This is a genomic window from Lysobacter sp. Soil_N_51, assembly GCF_057655755.1.
On record NZ_JBDGLR010000008.1, the window covers coordinates 373,121 to 394,991 of the forward strand.

At 66.9% G+C, this 21,871-nt stretch carries 20 protein-coding genes; 10 read left to right on the plus strand and 10 right to left on the minus strand.

Features of this window, described 5'->3' with window-relative positions; translation table 11 throughout:
• Positions 1-147 precede the first annotated feature (147 nt).
• Together AC3A4T_RS17565 and AC3A4T_RS17570 are read left to right on the plus strand one after the other, a co-directional pair.
• Positions 148-1,329 carry a putative peptide maturation dehydrogenase gene (locus AC3A4T_RS17565; protein WP_487676536.1) on the plus strand — a complete coding sequence of 394 codons (1,182 nt, stop codon included), beginning with the start codon at positions 148-150 and terminating at the stop codon, positions 1,327-1,329.
• A 256-nt stretch (positions 1,330-1,585) separates the two neighbouring features.
• The gene (locus AC3A4T_RS17570; protein ID WP_487676537.1) at positions 1,586-2,659 is read left to right on the plus strand and encodes an NAD(P)H-dependent flavin oxidoreductase; all 1,074 of its coding nucleotides are present in this window, start codon (positions 1,586-1,588) and stop codon (positions 2,657-2,659) included.
• An 87-nt stretch (positions 2,660-2,746) separates the two neighbouring features.
• On the opposite strand, the gene AC3A4T_RS17575 is transcribed toward AC3A4T_RS17570, so the two are convergent.
• The 4 genes from AC3A4T_RS17575 to AC3A4T_RS17590 all read right to left on the minus strand — a co-directional run bounded on the left by AC3A4T_RS17575 (position 2,747) and on the right by AC3A4T_RS17590 (position 5,934).
• On the minus strand, positions 2,747-3,754 hold the full coding sequence (locus AC3A4T_RS17575) for an alpha/beta fold hydrolase (protein ID WP_487676538.1): 1,008 nt from the start codon (positions 3,752-3,754) through the stop codon (positions 2,747-2,749).
• A 200-nt stretch (positions 3,755-3,954) separates the two neighbouring features.
• Complete coding sequence (locus tag AC3A4T_RS17580) at positions 3,955-4,821, minus strand: alpha/beta fold hydrolase (protein ID WP_487676539.1); 867 nt, start codon at positions 4,819-4,821, stop codon at positions 3,955-3,957.
• 1 nt (position 4,822) lies between these two features.
• Positions 4,823-4,978 carry a hypothetical protein gene (locus AC3A4T_RS17585; protein ID WP_487676540.1) on the minus strand — a complete coding sequence of 52 codons (156 nt, stop codon included), beginning with the start codon at positions 4,976-4,978 and terminating at the stop codon, positions 4,823-4,825.
• Positions 4,979-5,103: 125 nt separating this feature from the next.
• A complete protein-coding gene (locus tag AC3A4T_RS17590; protein WP_487676541.1) occupies positions 5,104-5,934 on the minus strand; it encodes a helix-turn-helix transcriptional regulator in 831 nt (276 codons plus the stop codon).
• Between the two features lie 735 nt (positions 5,935-6,669).
• On the opposite strand from AC3A4T_RS17590, the gene AC3A4T_RS17595 reads away from it, so the two are divergent.
• A complete protein-coding gene (locus tag AC3A4T_RS17595) occupies positions 6,670-7,767 on the plus strand; it encodes a GNAT family N-acetyltransferase (protein ID WP_487676542.1) in 1,098 nt (365 codons plus the stop codon).
• A gap of 40 nt (positions 7,768-7,807) precedes the next feature.
• Positions 7,808-9,205 carry an FAD-binding oxidoreductase gene (locus AC3A4T_RS17600; RefSeq protein WP_487676543.1) on the plus strand — a complete coding sequence of 466 codons (1,398 nt, stop codon included), beginning with the start codon at positions 7,808-7,810 and terminating at the stop codon, positions 9,203-9,205.
• A gap of 148 nt (positions 9,206-9,353) precedes the next feature.
• Here AC3A4T_RS17600 and AC3A4T_RS17605 read toward each other — a convergent pair whose 3' ends face one another.
• From AC3A4T_RS17605 to ubiK, 3 genes are all read right to left on the minus strand, one after another.
• The gene (locus AC3A4T_RS17605; protein ID WP_487676544.1) at positions 9,354-9,713 is read right to left on the minus strand and encodes a hypothetical protein; all 360 of its coding nucleotides are present in this window, start codon (positions 9,711-9,713) and stop codon (positions 9,354-9,356) included.
• Between the two features lie 475 nt (positions 9,714-10,188).
• The gene (locus AC3A4T_RS17610) at positions 10,189-11,712 is read right to left on the minus strand and encodes a YifB family Mg chelatase-like AAA ATPase (RefSeq protein ID WP_487676545.1); all 1,524 of its coding nucleotides are present in this window, start codon (positions 11,710-11,712) and stop codon (positions 10,189-10,191) included.
• A gap of 10 nt (positions 11,713-11,722) precedes the next feature.
• The gene (gene ubiK, locus AC3A4T_RS17615; protein ID WP_036114994.1) at positions 11,723-11,989 is read right to left on the minus strand and encodes a ubiquinone biosynthesis accessory factor UbiK; all 267 of its coding nucleotides are present in this window, start codon (positions 11,987-11,989) and stop codon (positions 11,723-11,725) included.
• Positions 11,990-12,320: 331 nt separating this feature from the next.
• Here ubiK and AC3A4T_RS17620 point away from each other — a divergent pair, with 331 nt between their 5' ends.
• Positions 12,321-12,659 carry a P-II family nitrogen regulator gene (locus AC3A4T_RS17620; RefSeq protein ID WP_036114992.1) on the plus strand — a complete coding sequence of 113 codons (339 nt, stop codon included), beginning with the start codon at positions 12,321-12,323 and terminating at the stop codon, positions 12,657-12,659.
• Positions 12,660-12,874: 215 nt separating this feature from the next.
• Here the strand turns inward: AC3A4T_RS17620 and AC3A4T_RS17625 are convergent, their stop codons facing one another.
• Together AC3A4T_RS17625 and AC3A4T_RS17630 are read right to left on the minus strand one after the other, a co-directional pair.
• Positions 12,875-13,021, minus strand: a complete 147-nt coding sequence (locus tag AC3A4T_RS17625; protein WP_487676546.1) for a hypothetical protein — start codon at positions 13,019-13,021, stop codon at positions 12,875-12,877.
• Positions 13,022-13,179: 158 nt separating this feature from the next.
• Positions 13,180-14,073, minus strand: a complete 894-nt coding sequence (locus AC3A4T_RS17630) for a LysR substrate-binding domain-containing protein (RefSeq protein ID WP_487676547.1) — start codon at positions 14,071-14,073, stop codon at positions 13,180-13,182.
• Positions 14,074-14,179: 106 nt separating this feature from the next.
• On the opposite strand from AC3A4T_RS17630, the gene AC3A4T_RS17635 reads away from it, so the two are divergent.
• Both AC3A4T_RS17635 and AC3A4T_RS17640 read left to right on the plus strand, forming a co-directional pair.
• Positions 14,180-15,244: a YeiH family protein gene (locus tag AC3A4T_RS17635; protein ID WP_487676578.1), complete on the plus strand. Its 1,065-nt coding sequence runs from the start codon at positions 14,180-14,182 to the stop codon at positions 15,242-15,244.
• Positions 15,245-15,732: 488 nt separating this feature from the next.
• Positions 15,733-17,013 carry a M12 family metallo-peptidase gene (locus AC3A4T_RS17640; protein ID WP_487676548.1) on the plus strand — a complete coding sequence of 427 codons (1,281 nt, stop codon included), beginning with the start codon at positions 15,733-15,735 and terminating at the stop codon, positions 17,011-17,013.
• A gap of 228 nt (positions 17,014-17,241) precedes the next feature.
• Here AC3A4T_RS17640 and speE read toward each other — a convergent pair whose 3' ends face one another.
• Positions 17,242-18,096 carry a polyamine aminopropyltransferase gene (gene speE, locus AC3A4T_RS17645; protein WP_487676549.1) on the minus strand — a complete coding sequence of 285 codons (855 nt, stop codon included), beginning with the start codon at positions 18,094-18,096 and terminating at the stop codon, positions 17,242-17,244.
• A gap of 275 nt (positions 18,097-18,371) precedes the next feature.
• Between speE and speA the strand changes: the two genes are divergently transcribed.
• The 3 genes from speA (at position 18,372) to AC3A4T_RS17660 (ending at position 21,626) form a co-directional block, all read left to right on the plus strand.
• A complete protein-coding gene (gene speA, locus AC3A4T_RS17650; protein ID WP_056113564.1) occupies positions 18,372-20,261 on the plus strand; it encodes an arginine decarboxylase in 1,890 nt (629 codons plus the stop codon).
• Positions 20,262-20,275: 14 nt separating this feature from the next.
• Entirely contained in the window at positions 20,276-20,527 is a 252-nt protein-coding gene (locus AC3A4T_RS17655; RefSeq protein WP_487676550.1) for a YciI family protein, read from the plus strand.
• Positions 20,528-20,741: 214 nt separating this feature from the next.
• Positions 20,742-21,626, plus strand: a complete 885-nt coding sequence (locus AC3A4T_RS17660; protein WP_487676551.1) for an NAD(P)-dependent oxidoreductase — start codon at positions 20,742-20,744, stop codon at positions 21,624-21,626.
• Positions 21,627-21,871 lie beyond the last annotated feature (245 nt).

Below are 21,871 nucleotides of genomic sequence, written 5' to 3' on the forward strand. Positions count from 1 at the left end.
GGCACGCTGGCGATGGCATGGCCGGCGTTGCGCGAGTCCGCGGCGTCGGCGCTGACGGTCCGGATCGCGTGATAACGTCCTGTCCCGGCCGGCACTGGGCGGGTCTGGCTCGCACCTCCGGCTTCGTCTACGACACAGGACCGCTTCATGCGCATACGCCGCTGCGCCGTGCTCTTCTTCGAGCCGCGCGAACAGATCGGCTTCGATCTTAATTCGCTGCTCGGCGGCGGCGCCGGCCTGCGCCGCGAACTGCGCTGGCTGGCCCTGGCCGCGCATCTGGAGGCGGAGGTCGAGGTCGACGGCGACGAGCGCGAATTGCTCGGCGCGCTCAGTCCCGGTTTCTGGATCGACAGCGCGACCCTGGACCCGCGTTTCGCGCCGTCGTTGCCGCGGCTGCTCGAACAAGGCCTGATCGTGGCCGAGGACGAGCGCCACGCCGGCCATCGCGAACGCGACGAGACCCTGCGCGCCGGCCACTGGTGGCCGGCGGCGGCGATGGCGCACCGGCTCGCGCGCTGGCAGGGGCTCGACAGCGTCAGCGCCATGGAAGCCAACGAAATGACCACCGCCGCCGAACTGCGGCGCAAGCTCGGGTCGCCGCCGGTGCATGCGCCGCAACGCGGCGATGCGCATGGCCGGGTGACGTTGCCGCGCATCGACGGCAACGACTTCGACACGTTGCTGGCGCGACGCGCGACCTGCCGCAATTTCGATGGCGAACGTTCGCTGCCGTTCGCATTGTTCGCGCACATGCTGCAACGCGTGTTCGCCGCGCAGGCGCAGGTGCGGATCGACGACGACACCGTGTTCCTGAAGAAACACACGCCGTCCGGCGGCGGCCTGCATCCGACCGAGGCCTATCTGATCGTGCAGCGCGTCGACGGTGTCGCGCCGGGCCTGTACCACTACCACGCCGCCGATCATGCGCTGCAGCCCTTGCCCGCGCCCGACGAACCGCTGGAAACCTTCGCCCGCCGCGCACTCGCGGGCCAACACTGGTTCTCCAACGCGCCGGTGCTGGCGGTGCTGGCGCCGCGCTATGCGCGCTGCTTCTGGAAATACCGCAATCATCCCAAGGCGTATCGCGCGCTGGTGCTCGACAGCGGCCACCTGTCGCAGACGCTGTACTTGAGCGCGACCGAGCTCGGCCTGGCCGCGTTCGTGACGTCGGCGATCAACGAGATCGATATCGAACGCGGTTTCGGTCTGGACCCGCTGGTCGAGGGCCCGTTGGCGGTGTGCGGCTTCGGTTGGCGCGCGCAGCGCATGGAAACCACGGAGTTTGATCCAAACGAAGAGGTCTGGACCCCAACGCCCGAAAAACAATGAGACGAGACAGGCCCAACCGCGCTGTGTTCCTCTCCGCTGCGACAGCACTCCAGATCTTCAAAGAAGTCCGGGCCCCAGCGCCCGAAAAACAATGACGAGACAGACACCACCGCGCTCGATTTTTCTGTGCCGCAACAAACGCCAAACCTTCGCGAAATCCAACCCGCATCCGCAACACAGCATGCCAACCCGGACCAGGACAGCGCCGCCGCGCTAATGCCATCCTCGCGGCATATCCCGAGTGAGGTCGACCCGCATGTGGCCCGATCGTCGTATCCAGGAATTGTTCGGCATCGAACTGCCGATCGTGCAGGCGCCGATGGCGGGGCCGACCTTGGCCGAGATGGTGATCGGCGCGGCTAGCGCCGGCGCCCTGGGATCGCTGCCTTGCGCGCTGCTGAGCCTGGAGCAGGCGCATGAGCAATGCCGTCTGATCCGCGAGGCCACCGACCGGCCGCTCAATCTGAATTTCTTCTGCCACCGACCGCCCGCGCCCGATCCGGCGCGCGAAGCGGCGTGGCGCGAACGGCTCGCGCCGTATTACCGCGAGTTCGGCCTCGACCCGGCGATGCCGGTGTCGCCGTCGAACCGCGCGCCGTTCGACGCGCAGTGGTGCGAACTGGTCGAACAGCAGCGGCCGCAGGTGGTGAGTTTCCACTTCGGCCTGCCCGACGCCGATCTGCTGCAGCGAGTGCGCGCTACCGGCGCGCGCGTCATTTCATCGGCGACCACGGTGACCGAGGCGCGCTGGCTGGAACAGCACGGCTGCGACGCGATCATCGCCCAGGGCGCCGAGGCCGGCGGCCATCGCGGCGTGTTCCTGAGCGACGACGTATCCACCCAGGTCGGCCTGTTCGCGCTGTTGCCGCAGATCGTCGACGCGGTCGATGTGCCAGTGATCGCCGCCGGCGCGATCGGCGACGCGCGCGGCATCGCCGCGGCATTCGCGCTCGGCGCGGCGGGGGTGCAGATCGGTACCGCCTATCTGTTCTGCCCGGAAGCGAAGATTTCGCCGCTGCATCGCCGCGCCTTGTTTGATGCGCGCGAGGACGAGACCGCATTGACCAACGTCTTTACCGGCCGGCCGGCGCGCGGCATCGTCAACCGTTTGATGCGCGACGCCGGGCCGCTGTCGCCGCTCGCGCCCGCGTTTCCGCTCGCCGGCGGCGCGCTTGCGCCGTTGCGCGCGAAGGCCGAAGCCGCGGGCTCGGCCGATTTCATGCCGCTGTGGTCGGGGCAGGCGCGTTATCGACGCGAGTTGTCGACTTACGAGTTGACGCGTGCCTTGGCGCGGGAGGCGTTGGCGTTGATCGGTGCTCGCGCCGGTTGAGCGGTCGCATGCGTTCGCCGTGATGCATTGGCGCCGATGCGTCGATACGCGATGAGCGAACGCGGTTCACTGCGTTCGCATCGAGCCTCAACGCCAATCGGCGTCCTGCGCCGCCCATGCATTCCAAAGACGCCGCGCTTCCTCGGCGATCACGTCCGGCCGCTCTTCCGGCCAGAACAGCTTGCTGCTTTCGAGTTTGCGTACGCCACGCGAGCCGCCGAAGGTGTTGGCCCAGTAATCGGGGCTCTGCTTGGAAAAGATCGTGTCGGCCATGCCCCACACGATCCGCGTCGGCGTCTGGCTGCGCTTGAGTTCGGCTTCGATGCCGAGCAGCACGTTCGGTTCCAGTCCGACCGCGTAGGCGTGCGCCATCGCCTTGCGATGCGCGCTCGACAGCAGCGGGCCGAAATAGGTGTCGATGGCTTCGTCGGTCGGCTGGGTGGGATCGGCGAAGCACATGCCGCCGATGCCCGCGGCCGAGCGCGCGAGTTGCGGGTCCTGCCACCACGGCGCCAGCCATTCATCGACGAAGCGGCCTTGTCGCGCCAGGTCGATCACCGGTTGCAACGCGGGCGGCGGGCTGTCGTGTTCGGTGTCGCCATTGGTCAGCAATAGAGTCCGCACGCGCTGCGGGTGATTGACCAGCAACAGTTGCGCGACGGTGCAGCCGCTGTCGTTGGCGATCACGTCGACGTCGTGGATGCCCAGGTGGTCGAGCAATTCGATCAGCATCGCGACCTGCGCCTTCGGCCCGACGTCCTGATTCGCGGCGACGCGGGTGTAGCCCATGCCCATGAAATCCGCGGCGATGCAGCGGCGGTACGGCGACAACCGGGTCAGCGCTCCGCGCCACTGGAAACTGTTGAGCGGGAAGCCGTGCAGGAACAAGGCGGCCGGGCCGCTGCCGCGTTCGACATAGGCGATCTCGCCCGAACGCAGCTTGGCGTAGCGACGGCTCGCGTGGAAGCTCGATGCTTCCAGTTCGCCGGTCACCGTCTTTGCCGAAGGGTGGTCGGGACGGGGCGCCAGGCAGGCGGCCAGGGCGCCGGTCGCCAGGCTGCCGCCGGCGAATTGCAGGAAACGTCTGCGGTTCATGAGCGAATTCTCCAGAAGGCGGTTGCGCCGGCGTGGAATCGGGTCGGTTTGGATCGATCGGGTCGACGCGACGGCAATACGTCGCCATCGCCGCGCGTTGCCGCCGCGTCGAAGATCGAAGGTTCGTGTTGCGATGCCGCCGCTATGCGGTCAGGCGTAAATCGTCGCGGGCTGAATTAGCCAACTGCGACGCGCGAGGCTCAGGCGCTCGCCAGCCAGTGCGCGCGCAGCAGTTCGTTGAACTGCGCCCAGCGTTCTTCCGGGAAGAAGATCCGCGCGCCTTCCAGTTCCACCCGTTGGCGGGTGCCTGGAATCGTTTCGGCCAACCAGTGCGACCAACGCGTGTCGAAAAAGACATCGTCGGTGCCCCAGGCAATCAGGGTCGGCGCCTGCAGTGTTTTCAACTGCGGTTCGATCGCGAGGGTATGGCGCGGATCGAATTCGCCGAGAAACCGCTGCAGGTCGCGCGTGCGTTGCGGGCTGCGCAGGAACGGCCGCAGATAGACTTCGATGCTGGCGTCGGACAAGCGCTCGGGATGTTCGTAGGCCGGACCCAGCGCCTGCGGCGAGCGGTATACGGCCTTGTCCGCCAACATGCCGCTCAGCGCATCGTGCAGGCCGCCGCCCGCGGCCATGGCCAGGAACGGTTTGAACGCTTCCGGCGGCCAGTTGTCGTGGGTGTCGCAGTTGCTCAGGGTCAGGCTGCGCACGCGCCGCGGGTGCAGCGCGGCGAAGATCTGGGCGATGCCGCCGCCGCTGTCGTTGCCGATCAGGTCGACCTGATCGATGCTCAGCGCATCGAGGAACTGCGCGAGCATCGCGGCATTGGCGGTGACCGAGACATCCTGATCCGGTGCGATCGCGGTATCGCCATGCGCCAGCAGGTCGACGGCGATGCAGCGGCGCAGATCGGACAACTTGGCCAACTGATGCCGCCACAGATGCCCGTTCAACAACACGCCGTGGACGAACAGCGCGACCGGGCCGCGGCCTTGCTCACGGTAGGCGATCGAGCCCGACGGCGTGTCGACGTGCTGCAGGGTGAGGGTGGGCGCATTGCCGTCCATGTCAGTCGTTTCCGGGCGTGATCGCCGAGTCGTAGGCTTCCTTCAATTTGCGCGCGCAATCGTCGCAGCACACTTCGACGGCCTTGCCGCCGATGCGGACCTGGTACGCGCTGTCGTCCAGCGGGCAATCGCAGGCGGCGCAGGTTTTGTTGGTCATGGCGGTTTCTCTGGGATGCGCCCGACGTCCGGGCGAGCACAGTAGGCCATCGCGGCGCGGGCGGCGCTGTCAGAATCTTTAGCGATCGGTGGCCGAGGCTTCGGAGCGGCCGGCCCGGCGGCGCCTCAGCGCTGCAGCGCGGACTGGCGGAATTCCGACGGCGAGCGGCCGTAGGTCTGCTGGAACGCGGCGCTGAAGTGGCTGTGGCTGGAGAAGCCCAGGTCCTGGCTCAGCGCGCTGAGGTCCTCGTACTGGCCCAGCAGGTCCAGCGCCCGCGCCAGCCGCAGGCGCAGCTGATAGCGATACAGCGGCAGGCCCTCGACCTGCTGGAACACCTGGGTCAGGTACACCGCCGACACGCCGACTTCGGCGGCGATCTCGGCCAGCTTCCAGCGCCGCGACAAATCGCTGGTGAGCACCAGCTTGGTCCGTTCGACCAGGCGCTGCCGGCCGAGGCTGGCCCCGGCTGCATGTGCGGTGCGCGGGCCGAGCGCGCGCTGGACCAGGGTCAGGGTCAGGCTTTCGGCTTCCAGCGCTTCGGCGATGCCTTCGCGCAGGCTGTGGCGGACCATCGCGACCAGCGCCTGCGCGCGCGCGTCGATGCGCAGCCGCGGCAAGCGGAACGCGAGCGCGTCCTCGTCGCGCAACAAGGCCTTGGGCGCCAGTTCGCGCAGCATCGCCTCCTCGACCCAGACCGCCAGGCTGGCGTCGCCGCCCTCGATCGGATGGCTGATCCGATAGCGTTCGCCGGCATTGAAGAACAGGACCTGGCTGGACTCGGCCACGGTCAGGTCCTCGCCGACATGGCGCACGTACACCCCGCGATACGGAAACACCAGGTGGGTGGCGTCGGCGCATTCCTCCTCGCTCTGCGTTCGGCAGCTGCCGGTGCAATACACGTCGCGAACGGTGACGGTCGGGGTTTGCAGCAGAGCGTGGACGGTGAGTTCGGACATGCCCTTGCGATGGCTGGGTGCGGTAGACGGCGACGGCCAGGCCGGACGCCGATGTCGCGGCGATGGATGCGACGGGCTAGCTTAGCGCTTCGGTTCGCGTGGCGCTGGTTTTCGACGGCCGCGATCGTCGTCGCGGCGACGCCTGAGTACGGCGATGAATGCGACGTCGCAAGGCGAATGGTGAATGCGGTCGTGCATGAATCCATGACGCGCGGCATCCAGCGTCTGTGTCCGGGTGAACCGTTGACGAATCCGCGGAATAACCCTCGCTCACCCGCCAATGTCGATCACGTTTTTCGAATCGGCGCGGACCAACTATTTCCCGGACGGTCGCTTGCGCAAGCGGTCGCGTTTCCTCGTCATCGGTGTGTCGTCGGGCGCCGGGTGGATGGTGGGTTTTTTGATTTATCCGGAGCGCGCCGGGCACTGCGTGTCCGATGTTGACTCGCGATATCGCGTCGCCGCGTGTCCGTAAACGATGGCTCGGGACGCGGCGCGCGCGAATCCATTCGCATCCCGCCGCAGATGGCGGCGACTGCCGTCGATGCTGCCGGGCCGGCGCCAAAGCACAGACATGCGCCTGGATGGCGGCAGTTGCCACGAAGCCACGATGTGGATGCATTCGTGGCAGCGCGAATCTCGGCAACCGCAGGCGAGGTTCGCGACGTCGTTCCAACCCTCGGCGGAGCGGTCGTGCAGTCGCGCGACCGCTGCGCGAAGTTCAGCGGAGTCGCAATGGCCCTGACCATCGACGTGCATCGTTTCCTGCAATCCATCGACGACGACGCGTATCGCGCCCTGCATGCCGCGAGCGCGGCGCCGGTGTTCTACGACCGGCGTTTTCTCGACGCCGCCGAGCATTCGCCGTTGCTGCCGGTGGAGAAAGTCTTTTATCTGTGCGCGAGCGAGGGCGATGAGCTGATCGGCGTGCTGCCGGCGTATCTGCAGCGCGTCGCCGCCATCGATCCGCTCGGCCTGCTGGAACGGAGCGCCGGCGTGCGCGATGGCGGCAGCGACCTGGGCTTGTTCAGTCACATCATGCATTGCTGGGACAGCACCGTCCCCACGCTAGCCGATCGTCCCGACGCGCGTACCGCGCTGCTGCGGGCGTTCAAGCAACTGGCGCGGGACCAGGGCGCCCGGCATGCCGGCCTGCTGAGCGTGCGCGACCCGGCGCTGCTCGAACAAGCGCGCGGGCAGGGCTTCAGCACTGGCCATCTGGTCGACCGCTACGATGTCGACCTGCGCCGATTCGAAAACTTCGAACAATTGGTGCGGCAGCTTCCAAGCGATGGCCGCTGCGAGATGAATCGTCAGCTGCGAAAATTCGAAGCGAGCGGCGCGACGGCGAGAGTGATCGCGCCGCCGTTCGATGACGTGCTCGAGCGCCTGACCGAACTGTGTTATCGCACCACCGCCCGCAACGGCACCCCGCAGTATTTTCCGCCCGCGCCGCTGGCGCGATTCGTAAGACGCTGCGGCGCCTTGGTGCGCCTGGTCGTGGTGGAATGCGGGAGCGAACTGGTCGGCGGCATCATCTGTTTTGAGCAGGCCGAGCGTATCCATCTGTGGTCGGCCGGCGTCGTCTACGACCGCTCCAGCTTCAGTCCCTACACCCTGTGCTTCGCCAGCGCTTACCGCTACGCCTTCGCGCGTGGTTTGAAGCGACTGGAGGGCGGCCGCCTCAACGAGCGGATCAAGCGTCGGCTCGGCCTGACGCCCACGCCGCTGTATTCGCTGGTCGCCCGCGACCTGCTGCACGCCGCGCTCGATTCGCACGCGGGCCGCGGCGCTTTGCCGGCCGCCGATCCGGCGCGGCGCGCGTTGCACTGATTCCCTTCACCGTCATCGCCCGTGCGACTGGAGCCAGCCCGTGCAATCGCATTATCAAACCCTCAGCGCCGATGACTTCCGCATCTTTCCGCGCAGCCTCGACGGCAAGGCGCGCTCGCGCCATCACCCCGAGTACGCGGGCTGGCATCGCGACCTGAGCTGGAACGGGCGCGGTTTCGAGCGCTACCCGGAGTACATCGTGCGCGCCGAATCGATCGCCGACGTGGTGCACAGCATCGACTTCGCGCGCCGGCACGGCCTACCGGTCAGCGTGCGCGGCAGCGGCCACAGCTACGCCGGCTGTTTCCTGCGCAACACCGGCGTCCTGCTGGATCTGTCGGCCTTGCGGGACATCGAGATCGATCCCGGTCGGCGCTTGGCGCAGATCCAGCCTGGTGTGAGCAGCCGACAGCTGAGCGCCGCGCTCGCCCGGCACGGCCTGGCTTTTCCGACCGGACACGGCGGCGAGGTCGGCCTGAGCGGGTTCCTGCTCGGCGGCGGACTCGGCATCAACTTCCGCGCCTGGGGCGGCATGAGCACGTTCAATGTCCGCGCGATCGATGTGGTGACCGCGGACGGCGAGGTGCTGCATGCCGATGCGCACGAAAACCCCGAGTTGTTGTGGGCCGCGCGCGGCGGCGGGCCCGGCCTGTTCTTTGTGGTGACCCGGTTCCATCTGGATTGCTGGCCGCTGCCGGCTTGCATCACCGGCAACAATTATCTGGCGAAGTTCAGCGCCCTGCCGCAATTGCTGGCGCAGATCGAACAGGCACAGCCTGATCCTTCGTTGCAGGTAATGCTCGCAATCGTGCCGCAGAGCGACGATCGCGCGGCCGGAGAATATGGCCGGCAGGTGGTGTTGAACACGATCGCGTTCGCCGACAACCCGGCGCATGCGCAAGCGCTGCACGCCTCGTTGGCGCAGCGGCTGTCCCCCGGATTGATCCGCGCGGTCGAGGTCGATCAACCCAGCGATTTCGAATCCATCTACCGCCAGGGCGATGCGATGCTGGTGTCCAGGCGCTACCGCACCGACAACATCCTGACCGATCGCGGCGCGGACGCGGTCGCGATACTCGCCGCGCATCTGCCGTCGCAGCCCTCGCCGGCCACGTTGCCGCTGTTGATCTGGCGTGGCGCCTCGTCCTGGCCCGACGCGGCCTATTCGGCCGAGGGCCGTTGGTTCTTTTCGACCTATGCCCAATGGAATGAAGTCGCGGACGACGAAATCAACCGCGGCTGGCTCAAATCCTTGTACGACCAACTGGCGACGGTGGCGTCGGGCTGTTACATCAACGAGTTCGATCTGGAGGAGCGATCGGCCAGTGCGCACCGGTGCTATTCCGCCGAGAACTGGTCACGCTTGCGCCTGTTGCGCGGGCGGTACGATCCTGATGGCGTATTCCATGATGTGGTGATGAGCGATCGCGCGCTGTGATGGGGCGACGGTTCCGTGCATGAAGTCAACGTCGACGGTGACGCGGGCATATGAGCATCGCGCGCACTTTTGGGAGGGTGCGACCGGAACAGGCGTTGCTCGGCCCGCGCGACTTCGGAACCGGCGACCGAGCTCTTCTATCTCGTTCTCATTGACAAGCGACGTTTTGCAAATTATCGAAATGCTCTGCGCCGATGTCTTCGGGCAGGATGATTTTTTTCTGAAAGACGAAGGGTCGATACTCACGCTCGTCGCTGCTCAATTCGCCGCATACGATCGGCGATCCGCCGCTTTCCAACACCGAAATATTGTGAAGCTTCAAAGGAGCATTCTCGCCGAAACGAGCGAGCGCCGCCTTTTCGGCTTGCTCGATCGTGGCTCGGTTTTTCCAAGGCCCTGGGTAGCGATAAGGAATTACCACTATTTGCGACAAAAAAAATAGGGCCAAGAGCAGTAAAAGAAGAGGTCGTATCCGTAGTTTTTTGACTTGTGCGGATCGTTTGGCCATTGCTGCGTCTGCTAGGTGTATCAGTGAGTCTGTTATATCCGAGCCGGGCAGTGTCTGCTATTTATTCTTGCGGGACTTCCTGTCGGCCGCCGCGCATGGCGCCAGTCCGTTGTAGCTGCTTGGATTTTTCGTCCGATAGGCCGAACTTCTTATCGCCGCAGAGCTTTTTTACTGATGCGTTCCGTTCCCGGTTGGCCGAATTCATGTTTTCCGTTTGTGGGGGGGAGGCCCCACTTTCCCAGATAGCCTTCCATACAGCGGTTGCGGTGACCTGCGGTGTCGATGATGAGGGCGTTGCGACGAGCGCTAAATTCACTGGATCGGTTGCCATGCCATTTGTCGGTGAAATCGAATTGCCCGAATGGCATCATCAGCCCTGCTGTTTTTATCGGCTAGGCCAGCGTCGCCTCAGTTGTGAGAACGGATATTCGACAGCGGTACCCGATGCGGTGACATCGGCGACGACTTGCATAGCTCACGGTATAGAAGCCGTGCTGCGATCGGCGCGCCGATAACCGATCGCCTCGGTTAGATGCGCGGTGGCGATCGCTTCGCTGCCGGCGAGGTCGGCGATGGTGCGGGCCACGCGCAGGATCCGGTGCATCGAGCGCGCCGACAGTTGCAGGCTTTCGACCGCGCGTTCGAGCAGCTCGTGATCGCGTTCGTGCAGGCGACAGGTCGCGGTGGTCTCGGCCTGACTGAGCTGGGCGTTGATGCGGCCGCTGCGCGCGTGCTGCCGTTGCCGCGCCAGCACGACGCGCGCGCGGATCGCCTCGGAGCATTCGCCGCCGGGCTGATCCGGGCGCAGGTGCGAGGGCGGCAGGCGCGGCACTTCGATGTGCAGGTCGATGCGATCGAGCAAGGGGCCGGAGATGCGCGCGCGATAGCGGCGGATCGCATCGCCGGCGCAACGGCAGCGGCCGCTGCTATCGCCGGCCCAACCGCAGGGGCAGGGGTTCATCGCCGCGACCAACTGGAACCGCGCCGGGAATTCGGCGCTGCGCGCCGCACGCGACACCGTCACCACGCCCGACTCCAGCGGTTCGCGCAGCACTTCCAGCGCGCGCCGTTCCCACTCGGGCAATTCGTCGAGAAACAGCACGCCCTGGTGAGCCAGGGAAATTTCGCCGGGGCGCGGGTCGGCGCCGCCGCCGACCAGGGCGACCGCGCTGGCGGTGTGGTGCGGCGATCGGAACGGGCGCTCGCGCCAGCGCGCCGGATCGAGCCCGCGCCCGTGCGCGCCGCCGCTGACCGAGGCGATCGCCGCGGTTTCCAGCGCTTCGGCTTCGCTGGCCTCGGGCAACAGGCCGGGCAGGCGCGAGGCCAACAAGGTCTTGCCGCAGCCGGGCGGGCCGATCAGCAACAGATGGTGGCCGCCGGCCGCGGCGATTTCGAGCGCGCGCCGCGCCTGCGCCTGACCGCGCACGTCGAGCATGTCCGGCCCGGCGACACGCACCAGCGGCAGGGCAATCGCCTCGGGCAGGGACTTCTGTCCGCTGAGCATCGCGCACACTTCCAGCAAGGTGCGGCCGGTGCGCGCTTCGACCCGGCCGGCGAGCGCGGCTTCGGCGCCGTTGCCGGCCGGCACTACGAGCCGGTGCCCGGCGTCGGCCGCGGCCAGCGCCGCCGGCAACACGCCGTCGATCGCGCGCAGTTCGCCGGTGAGGCCGAGTTCGCCGAGGAACTCGCAACCGTTCAAGGCGTCGAGCGGAATCTGCCCGCTCGCGGCGAGGATGCCGAGCGCGATCGCCAGGTCGTAGCGGCCGCCGTCCTTCGGCAGATCGGCCGGGGCCAGATTGACGGTGATGCGCCGCTGCGGGAATTCGAACTGCGCGCACTGGATCGCCGCGCGCACCCGGTCCTTGGCTTCGCGCACCGCCGCCTCGGGCAGGCCGACGATCGACATGCTCGGCAAACCTCCCGCCAGATGCACCTCGACCCGCACCGCGGGCGCACGCACGCCCGATCGCGCACGGCTGTGCACGAGTGCCAGATTCATGGTGGCGGGATCAGTGCTGGGGCGTGTCGGCGCGATCGAGCTGCGCTTCCAGCTCGGCGACCGCGCGTTGCAGTTCGTCGAGCTTCTCGCGCGTGCGCAGCAGCACGGCGCGTTGGACTTCGAATTCCTCGCGGGTGACCAAGTCGAGCTTGGACAACCCGGTCTGCAACACGGACTTGAAGTTCTGTTGCATTTCCTCGCGGCCTTCGCGCAGGCCCGAGGGGACCAGCGAGCTGAGGCGACGGGCGAGGTCGTCGATGGTGTTCAGGTCGATCATGTAGAGAAGCTCCTCCGGTGTTGGGGTCAGCTTGACCGCCGGACCGGGACCGCGCCGTCGGCTGGGGCCGTGGCGGGCTGTCGGAAAAGTCCGAAGTGGATGACGCGGTCACTACATCACGCCCTCGACCGGCGCTGCAAGCACTGCGGCCTGCACGCGTTCAGGTCTTCGGACGGCGTTACATGATCGTCCAACGCCGGACGCGCAGGCGGTGTGAACGCTACCGGACGGACGGTACGGCGGCCGCCGCGCTTGAGTCGCCGGCTAGGTCGCGGCGGCGGTGGCGCGCTATCCTGCGCGCGACTCGAATCGGTGGCGCGGAGACAGACGAATGAAGATGGTCATGGCGGTGATCAAGCCGTTCAAGCTCGACGATGTGCGCGAGGCGCTGGCCGAGGCCGGCGTGGCCGGCATCACCGCCACCGAGGTCAAGGGCTTCGGCCGCCAGAAGGGGCATACCGAGTTGTATCGCGGCGCCGAGTACGTGGTCGACTTCCTGCCCAAGATCAAGCTGGAAGTGGCGATCACCGACGATCAGGTCGACACCGTGGTCGAAGCGATCATGAAAGCCGCCGGCACCGGCAAGATCGGCGACGGCAAGATCTTTGTCTGGGACCTGGAGCGCGCCGTGCGTATTCGTACCGGCGAGTTGGATGGGGACGCGCTTTGAGCGAGGAAAGAGTTCAGAGGAGTGAGCAACGAGTGGGGGCGTCGCGCCCGACCGTTACGAATATTCGCTCCTAGACTCGTTCCTCACTTTTCTCCACTCGTTAAGGCGAGAAACGAGTTCAGAGGAGTGAGGAACGAGTCGAGGCGCCACGCCCGACCGCTGCGCAGCTTCGCTCCTGGACTCGTTCCTCACTCCTCTCCACTCGTTTCTCGCCCTTAGTCTTCAGCCCGCAAGAACGCCTGCAACGCCGGCGCGCGCGGCCGATTGCGCAGTTCCAACCGGTACAGCGGCCGGGTCAGGCCGTCGTCGTCGCCCAGCGCGACCGCACGCACGCGCTGCATGGTGATCAGGTCGGCGACCACGGTCGCCGGCAGCTTCGTACCGGCGAGCTGGATGGCGGCGCGCTTTGAGCGAGGAAAGAGTTCAGAGGAGTGAGCAACGAGTGGGGGCGTCGCGCCCGACCGTTACGAATATTCGCTCCTAGACTCGTTCCTCACTTTTCTCCACTCGTTTCTCGCCCTTAGTCTTCAGCCCGCAAGAACGCCTGCAACGCCGGCGCGCGCGGCCGATTACGCAATTCCAACCGATACAGCGGCCGGGTCAGGCCGTCGTCGTCGCCCAGCGCGACCGCGCGCACGCGCTGCATGGTGATCAGGTCGGCGACCACGGTCGCCGGCAGCAGGGCGATGCCGGCGCCGGCGACCACGGCGCGCGCGATCGCTTCGTTGCTGCCGATCTCGATCACCCGCGCCGGTTCGATGCCGCGCGCGGCGAACAGCGACTGCGCGACCTGGCGCGTGCCCGAGCCGTGTTCGCGCAGCAGCCAGGTCTGCCGGCTCAGTTCGGCGATCGAGGCGCGACGTTTGGTGCCCACTGTATTGTCGGTCGCGGCGATCAGCCGCAGCGGTTCGCTGCGCCACAGCGTCGCCTCGATGCGCGGGTCGTCGACCGAGCCTTCGACGAAGCCGATATCGACCGTGCAATCGATCACCGCATGACGGATCTGTTCGGTATTGCCGACCACCAGTTCGGTCGCCAGGGTGGGATGGCGGCGCACGAACGGGCCCAGTTGCTGCGGCAGCCAGTACGCGGCGATGGTGGTGCTGGCGCCGATGCGCAGCCGGCCTTGGCGCAGTTCGACCCGGTCGCGCACGTCCTCGACCGCGATCCGTTCCAGGGCGAAGATCGCGCGCGCATGTTCGAACACGGCGCGGCCGTGGTCGGTCAGCTGGATGCCGCGCACGGCCTTGCCGTCGCTGCCGGTGCGCTCGATCAGCGGCAGGTCCAGCTGCAGCTCGAGTTCGCGCACCGCCTTGGACACCGCCGACTGGCTGACGAACAGGCTTTCGGCCGCGCGCGAGAAGCCTTGCTGCTCGACCACGGTCAGGAACACGCGCAGCAGGTGCAGGTTCATGCTATGAGCTCACCTCATGGATAGTTGAATTATATGTATTGGACTCCCCGAGGGGGCGGGCCTACCTTGGCGCCGCTTCCTCACCGAGTCCACCGCCGTGTCCGCCCTGAATCCGACTTCGACCGTTCCCGCCGCCGCCCCGCAGGGTGCCCACCGGCAGCGCGGGTTCTGGCCGGGGCTGGGTCTGGCGGCCGCGATCGCCGCCGTGGCGATGGGGCTGGCCTCGCTGCCGGCGCTGCAATCCTTTGGCCTGAGCGCGTTGACCCTGGCCATCGTGCTCGGCATCGCGGTCGGCAACACGGTGTTCCCGGCCGTCGCCGCGCAGGCCGGTCCTGGCGTGGACTTCTGCAAGAGCACGCTGCTGCGCGCCGGCATCGTCCTGTACGGCTTTCGCGTCACCTTTCAGGAAATCGCCGGGGTCGGCTGGGCCGGGCTGGCGATCGACGTGGTGATGGTGGCGACGGTGTTCGGCCTGGCGACCTGGATCGGCACGCGCTGGCTCAAGCTCGACCGCGAAACCTCGATGCTGATCGGCGCTGGCAGCGCGATCTGCGGCGCGGCCGCGGTCATGGCCACCGAGCCGGTGGTGCGCGGACAGGCGCACAAGGTGTCGGTCGCGGTCGCGACCGTGGTGGTGTTCGGGACGCTCGGGATGTTCGTGTACCCGTGGCTGTATCCGTATCTGGGAATGAGCGAGCACGCGTATGGCGTGTATGCCGGCTCGACCATCCACGAAGTCGCCCAGGTCGTGGTCGCCGGCCGCGCGATCGGCGAGTCGGCCGCCTCAGCCGCGGTGATCGAGAAAATGCTGCGGGTCATGCTGCTGGCGCCGTTCCTGCTGATCCTGTCCTCGCGTATCGGCGCGGGCGGCGAGGGCGCCGCGGGCAAGGCGAAGATCGTTATCCCGTGGTTCGCGTTGCTGTTCGTGGTGGTCAGCGGGTTCAATTCGCTGCATCTGTTGCCGGCGGCGTGGAAGGCCGCGATCGTGCAGATCGACACGGTGATGCTGGCGATGGCGATGGCCGCGTTGGGTCTGCGCACGCATGTCGGCGCGATCAAGCAGGCCGGGGCGAAGCCGATGCTGCTGGCGGCGATTCTGTTCGGTGTGCTGACGATCGGCGGCTATGCGCTCAATGTCGGTGCGGCGAAATTGTTTACTGCGATCGGCTGAGCTGCGCGAGGTGCGGCGATCGCCGAAGGCGCGACGCGTGCCTTCGGCACAACCCGCGCGCAATGGTTATGAGTACGCACTCACAGCTTGCGCCCCTGCTGCCGCCGGATAACGAAAAACCCCGCCGATCGCCGGGTTTTTTCTTGCGTGCCAGGCGCTTCGGCCACGAACGCCGCGATGCCGGCGAGATCGCGTCCGGCGCATGCGGCTGCGCTCCGCCGCCGCCGCTTGCATGTCGCGTCCGCATCGCGTCACCGATATGCCGATATGTGATTCGTATCGCGTTTGAACGGGGAATGCGCCGCTTGCCCGGCCCGCTGCGTTCGTGCACTTGCGTGCAAGCTCAAGTCCGTTCTTCAGCTTCGCTCGAAGTCTTCCGCGATCGCGTCATCGCGCGCGGCGGCCGGCGAACCGGCGATGAACGCCACCGGGCGGCCGCGGTCGCCCGCCATCACTCTTGATGTCGCAGCGCTTACGGGGAGAATCACATGCAGAAGGCAATCTTGGCACTATCCATCGCCGGTCTGGTCGCCGCCGCGGTCAACATCGCCGACGCGCAATCGGCCGCGGTGCCGGAACTGTTTCAGGCGCAGCCGTCGAAGGCCGCGGCGCCCGCGAGCGTCAGCAACATGGTGCGCGACAAGACCGCGCAATGGGCCGCGTCGGTATCGATCGACCGCAAGGTCCTGGTTGGCGGGCAGCGCGAATTGATGCTGAGCATGCCGGAGGGCGCGCGTCTGCATATGCGCCTGGCGAAGTCCTATCGCAACGCCAACGGCGATGTGATCTGGTCCGGCGCCGACCGCCTGCTTCCCGGCGGCCAGCTCAAGCTCGGCGGCCAGCCGCCGTCGACGGCGCTGTTCGTCGTGCGCGGCGAGCGCGTCACCGGACAGATCGTCGCCGCGACCGGCGAGGTGTACGAGGTCCTGACCTCGGAGGACGGCGCGCGGCAATACCTGGTCAAGCGCGATCCGGCGAGCCTGGAGGGCGCGGACGATACGCCCGCCCAGGTCGATCTGGCGCCGCAGACCGATCGCGGCCCCGCGCTCGCCGCGCGTCCGGCGGCGGGCGCGTTGCTCGCCGACTCGATCGTCCGCGTCCTGCAGGTCTACACCCCGGAAGCCGTGGCCGAACTGGGCGGGCAGAATTCGGCGAACGATCGCGCCGCGTTCTTCATCGCCCAGTCGAATACCGCGTTCACCAACAACGCCCTGGCGCTGCGGTTCGAAAGCGCCGGGGTCCGCTTCACCACCCAGGCGCAGTCGACCGACAATTCCGGGACTCTGCTGTCGCGCATCCGCGGCACCACCGACGGCTGGTACGACGCCTATTCGACCACCGAGCGCAACAGCACCGGCGCCGATCTGGTGACCCTGGTCGTGCGCGACGGACTGGTGAGCAGCAGCGGCGGACTGCTGTGCGGGCAGGCGTATTCGATCGGCGCGACCGCGGCCAACGGTTTCTTCGTGCAGAACCATTCCTGCAGCACCTTCACCTTCGTGCATGAGGCGGCGCACCTGTTTGGCGCGCGTCACGACAACGATCCGACCACCACACCGTTCTCGTTCGGTCACGGATACGTCAATACCACCGGCAATTTCCGCACGATCATGGCGGTCAACTCGAATCCGCAGCCGCGCATCGGCTATTTCTCGACCATCGACCAAAGCTATGTGTCCGGCGGCGTGAGCCGGCCGCTGGGCACCAGCACCCGCGACAACGAACGGGTCATGCGCGAGCGCGCGGCGGCGGTGGCGGCGTTCCGCTGACGGCGGCGCGGTTGCGGCGGCCGAGGGGCATTGCCCCGAGGCCGCTTGCCGCAGGTTAGCGAAGTATTTCGGATTCTCCCTGTAGGAGCTGCGCAAGCTGCGACCGCGACACCACGCTTGCGTCGGGCGTGCGGTGCCGCGGTCGCAGCTTGCGCAGCTCCTGCAGGGGTACTACGAAAAAGCCCCGCGAGTGCGGGGCTTTTTTGTGTTGCCAGGATGCTGGAGGGTTTATTCGCCCAGCGCCTGCGCCACGAACGCCGGGGTCGACAGCGCGCCGTGGTGAATGCCGGCGTTGTAGTACTTGCTGTCGAAGGTCTTGGCCTTGGCGTCGGCTTCGCGGAATTCGAAACTGCCGGCGCTCTTGCGCGCCAGGGTGCAGCTCCACCAGCCGGTCGGGTAGCACGGCTGCGGGAACGGCAGGGTCTTGAACGACTGGAAGCCGGCCTTGCCCATCTCGGTACGCATTTCCTGGATCAGCTTGAGCAGCATCAGCGGCGACTCGGACTGCTGGACCAGGATGCCGTCCTCGCGCAGCGCGCGGAAGCAGCTTTCGTAGAAGGCCTTGTTGAACAGGCCCTCGGCCGGACCGACCGGATCGGTCGAGTCGACGATGATGATGTCGACGCTGCCGGCCGGGCGGTTGGCCATGTAGGCGATGCCGTCGTCGAACAGCAACTGCGCGCGCGGATCGTTATTGCGGTCGCACAGCTCCGGGAACCACTTCTCGGCCATGCGGGTGACCTGCTCGTCGATGTCGCACTGCACCGCCTCGGCGACGCCGTCGTGCTTGAGCACTTCGCGCAGGGTGCCGCAGTCGCCGCCGCCGATGATGACCACGTTCTTCGGCGCGGCATGGGTGAACAGCGCCGGGTGCGACATCATCTCGTGATACAGGAAGTTGTCGCGGGTGGTCAGCATGACCGCGCCGTCGATCAGCATCAGGTTGCCCCAATCGGTCGTCTCGTAGATCTCGATCTTCTGGAACGGCGACTGCACTTCATCGAGCTTGCGGGTGATCCGATAGCCGATGGACGAGCCTGTCGGCTCGAAGTTTTCGTAATGCCACGTCGGTTCGGTCGTCATGCGCTTGCTTCCTGGGCTGGGGCGGGAATTGCGAAGGTCCCGGCGGGTCGCGGCGGTGGCCGTCGGACCGGTCGCCGGGCCGGCGCCCGGCGCGAGCCGGGCTTGGGGCGCGGATTGTAGCGAACCTGCATGAACGTTCGTCGCGAACGGCCCGCCCTGGCGTGGATTTTGCCGACTTGGCCGCCTGTGCCCGGTCCCGGATCGCGCTGGAGGCCCCCGCGCCGGACGCGGCCTGTAGAATGCGTGTTCCCCATGGTTTTCTGGAAAGCCCGCCGATGTCCGACTGGTCGCTCGATCAGGCCCGCAAGACCTATTCGATCCCGCATTGGTCCGAGGGTTACTTCGACATCGACGGCGCCGGCCGCATCGTGGTCAAGCCGCGCGGCGAGCGCGGCCCGACCGTGGCCCTGCCCGAAGTCGTCGACGCCGCGCGCGCGCAGGGCGCCAAGCTGCCGATGCTGGTGCGCTTCCCCGACATCCTCGGCGACCGCCTGGGCGCGCTGCAGGGCGCGTTCGACCAGGCCATGCGCGACTGGGATTACGCCGGCGGCTACACCGCGGTCTATCCGATCAAGGTCAACCAGCACCACGGCGTGGCCGGCACCCTGGCCTCGCACGCCGGCGAAGGCTTCGGCCTGGAAGCGGGCAGCAAGCCCGAGCTGATGGCGGTGCTGGCGCTGAGTCGGCCGGGCGGGCTGATCGTCTGCAACGGCTACAAAGACCGCGAGTACATCCGCCTGGCCCTGATCGGCCGCAAGCTCGGCATGGAAACCTACATCGTCGTCGAGAAGCCCTCCGAACTGCAGCTGGTGTTCGAGGAAGCCAAGGCGCTCGGCGTGAAGCCGGGCCTGGGCGTGCGCATGCGGCTGGCCTCGCTCGGCGCCGGCAAGTGGCAGAACAGCGGCGGCGACAAGGCCAAGTTCGGCCTGAGCCCGCGCCAGGTGCTGGACTTGTGGAAGCAGTTGCGCGACAGCGGCCTGCAGGATTGCTTGGGCCTGCTGCATTTCCACATGGGCTCGCAGATCTCCAATGTGCGCGACATCGCCAACGGCATGCGTGAGGCCACCCGCTATTTCATCGAACTGTCCAAGCTCGGCGCCAACGTGCGCTACATGGACGTCGGCGGCGGCCTGGGCATCGATTACGAAGGCACCCGTTCGCGCAGCTATTGCTCGATCAACTACGGCGTCAATCAATATGCGTCGAACATCGTCCAGCCGTTGGCCGAGGCGTGTCAGGAATACGGCCTGACCCCGCCGCGCATCGTCACCGAATGCGGCCGTGCGATGACCGCGCACCATGCGGTGTTGGTCGCCAACGTCTCGGAAATCGAGGAAGCGCCCGAAGGCCGGGTGCCGCCGTCGCACGACGACGAGCCGGCGGTGATCCGCCATCTGCGCGAGATCCACGACGAGCTCGACCTGCGTCCGGCGGTGGAGCTGTTCCATGAAGCCCAGCACCATCACGGCGAAGGCCTGTCGCTGTACGCGCTCGGCCAGATCGACCTGACCCACCGCGCGCGCATCGACGATCTGTTCTACGCCATCGCGCATGCGGTGCGCGCGCGCCTGGACGTGGGCGAGAAGAGCCATCGCGATCTGCTCGACGAACTCAACGAGCGCCTGGTCGACAAGTACTTCGTCAATTTCAGCGTGTTCGAATCGATGCCGGACGTGTGGGCGATCGACCAGGTGTTCCCGATCGCGCCGATCGAGCGCTTGAACGAACGGCCGGACCGGCGCGGCGTGATCGCCGACCTGACCTGCGATTCGGACGGCAAGGTCGACACCTATGTCGAGAACGAAGGCCTGGACAGCTCGCTGCCGCTGCATGCGCTCAAGCCGGGCGAAAGCTATCGGCTGGGCTTTTTCCTGGTCGGCGCGTATCAGGAAATCCTCGGCGACATCCACAACCTGTTCGGCGACACCGACGCGGTAGAAGTGCGGGTCGACGGCGATGGCTATCGCCTGGCGCAACAGCGCCGCGGCGATACCACCGACGTCATGCTCGACTACGTCGGCTACAAGCTGGCCGACCTGCGCGAGGCGTATCGCAGCAAGGTCGCGGCGGCGGATCTGCCGGCCGACGAAGCCGCGCGGTTGGACGAGGCGCTGGAAACCGGCTTGACCGGTTACACCTACCTCAGCGATGCACCCTTGGCTTGAGCGGGTACGAGACGATGAATCGTTACTTGGTCATGGCCATGCGCCTGCCGCAGTTCGACAGCGAGCAGATCGGCCCGCATCGCGACTTCCTCGACGGCCTGCGCGAGCAGGGCCGGCTGGAGCTGGCCGGCGGCTTTTCCGACAAGAGCGGCGGCGCCTATGTGCTGCGCGCGGCCGACCTGGACGAGGCCCGCGTGCTCGCGTTCGGCGACCCGCTGCACATCACGGGTTCGTCGCGGATCGACGTGTACGAATGGCTGACCTGAACGGCCGTCGCGTCGGCTTCACCGCGCCGATGTTCGCGCGTTCAGGCAGATAGGGGTCGCGGTTTCGTATACGTGGAGGTGTTCGCGTGTACCCATATGAGATCGGTCGCAGCAACAAGGCGCTGCCGCATGGCACGATGGCCGGGCTAAGCGCTCGGTCGTGCCGGATCACGGTTTTTGCAACATCAAGCGCCCGAACGGGCAGAAGGTTGAAATGAAAGTAGGGGTGATCGGTCTGGGAGCCATGGGCGCGCCGATGGCGCGTTACGTGCACGGCAAGGGCGTGTTGACCGCGGTGGGCAACCGCACGCAATCCAAGGCCGACGCGCTGGCGTCGGAACTGGACGTGCGCGCGGCGCGTTCGCCGGCGAATTTCGCCGATTGCGACCTGGTGATCCTGTGCGTGTCGCTGGACGCGGACGTGCTCGAAAACGTTGCCGCCCTGGCCGAGGTGCTCAAGCCCGGCGCGATCGTGGTCGACCACTCCACCGTCTCGCTGGAAACCGCGCGCCGTTCGGCGGCGATGCTGGCCACGCACAACATCGGTTTCCTCGACGCGCCGGTGTCCGGCGGCGCCGAGGGCGCGCGCAACGGCAAGCTGTCGATCATGGTCGGCGGCGATGAAGCGCAGCTCGAGCGCGTGCGCGAAGTCCTCGACAGTTACGCTGCGCGCATCACCCACATGGGCGGTACCGGCGCCGGACAGGCGACCAAGGCGATCAACCAGATTCTGGTCGCCGGCATCAACGAAGCGGTGTGCGAGGGTCTGGCGCTGGGCGAAAAGCTCGGCCTGGAGCCCGAGCGCCTGCTGCCGACGCTGATGGCCGGCGCGGCCAGCAACTGGTTCCTGGACAAGCGCGGCGCGACCATGCTGCGCGACGACTTCGCGCCGGGCTTCAAGTGTCAGCACATGCTCAAGGACCTGCGCATCGTCCAGGGCATCGCGCGCGACAGCGGCATCCGCACCAACACCATCGATCAGGCCGCGGCGGATTACGCCGAGTTGATCGAGCGTGGGCATGGCGAGTCGGATACCTCGGCGCTGATCGCGCTCAAGCGCGCGCGCGCGGCGGTGGAGTCCGACGCCGAACAGGCGTGAGGTTCGGCGCGCGCTGCGCGCTCCGGCTTTTTTGCGAGGCCGGGTTGCAACGACCCGGCTCTGGATCCCCGCCTTCGCGGGGATGACGGTCTGTTGGGTTTGTCGCTTCCCTGTCGCCAACGTGGCGCTTGCATCGCAACAGCCAATCGCGCGCATCATTTCGCTTGTCGCTTGTCGCTTGTCGCTTGTCGCTTGTCGCTTGTCGCTTGTCGCTTGTCGCTTGTCGCTTGTCGCTTGTCGCTTGA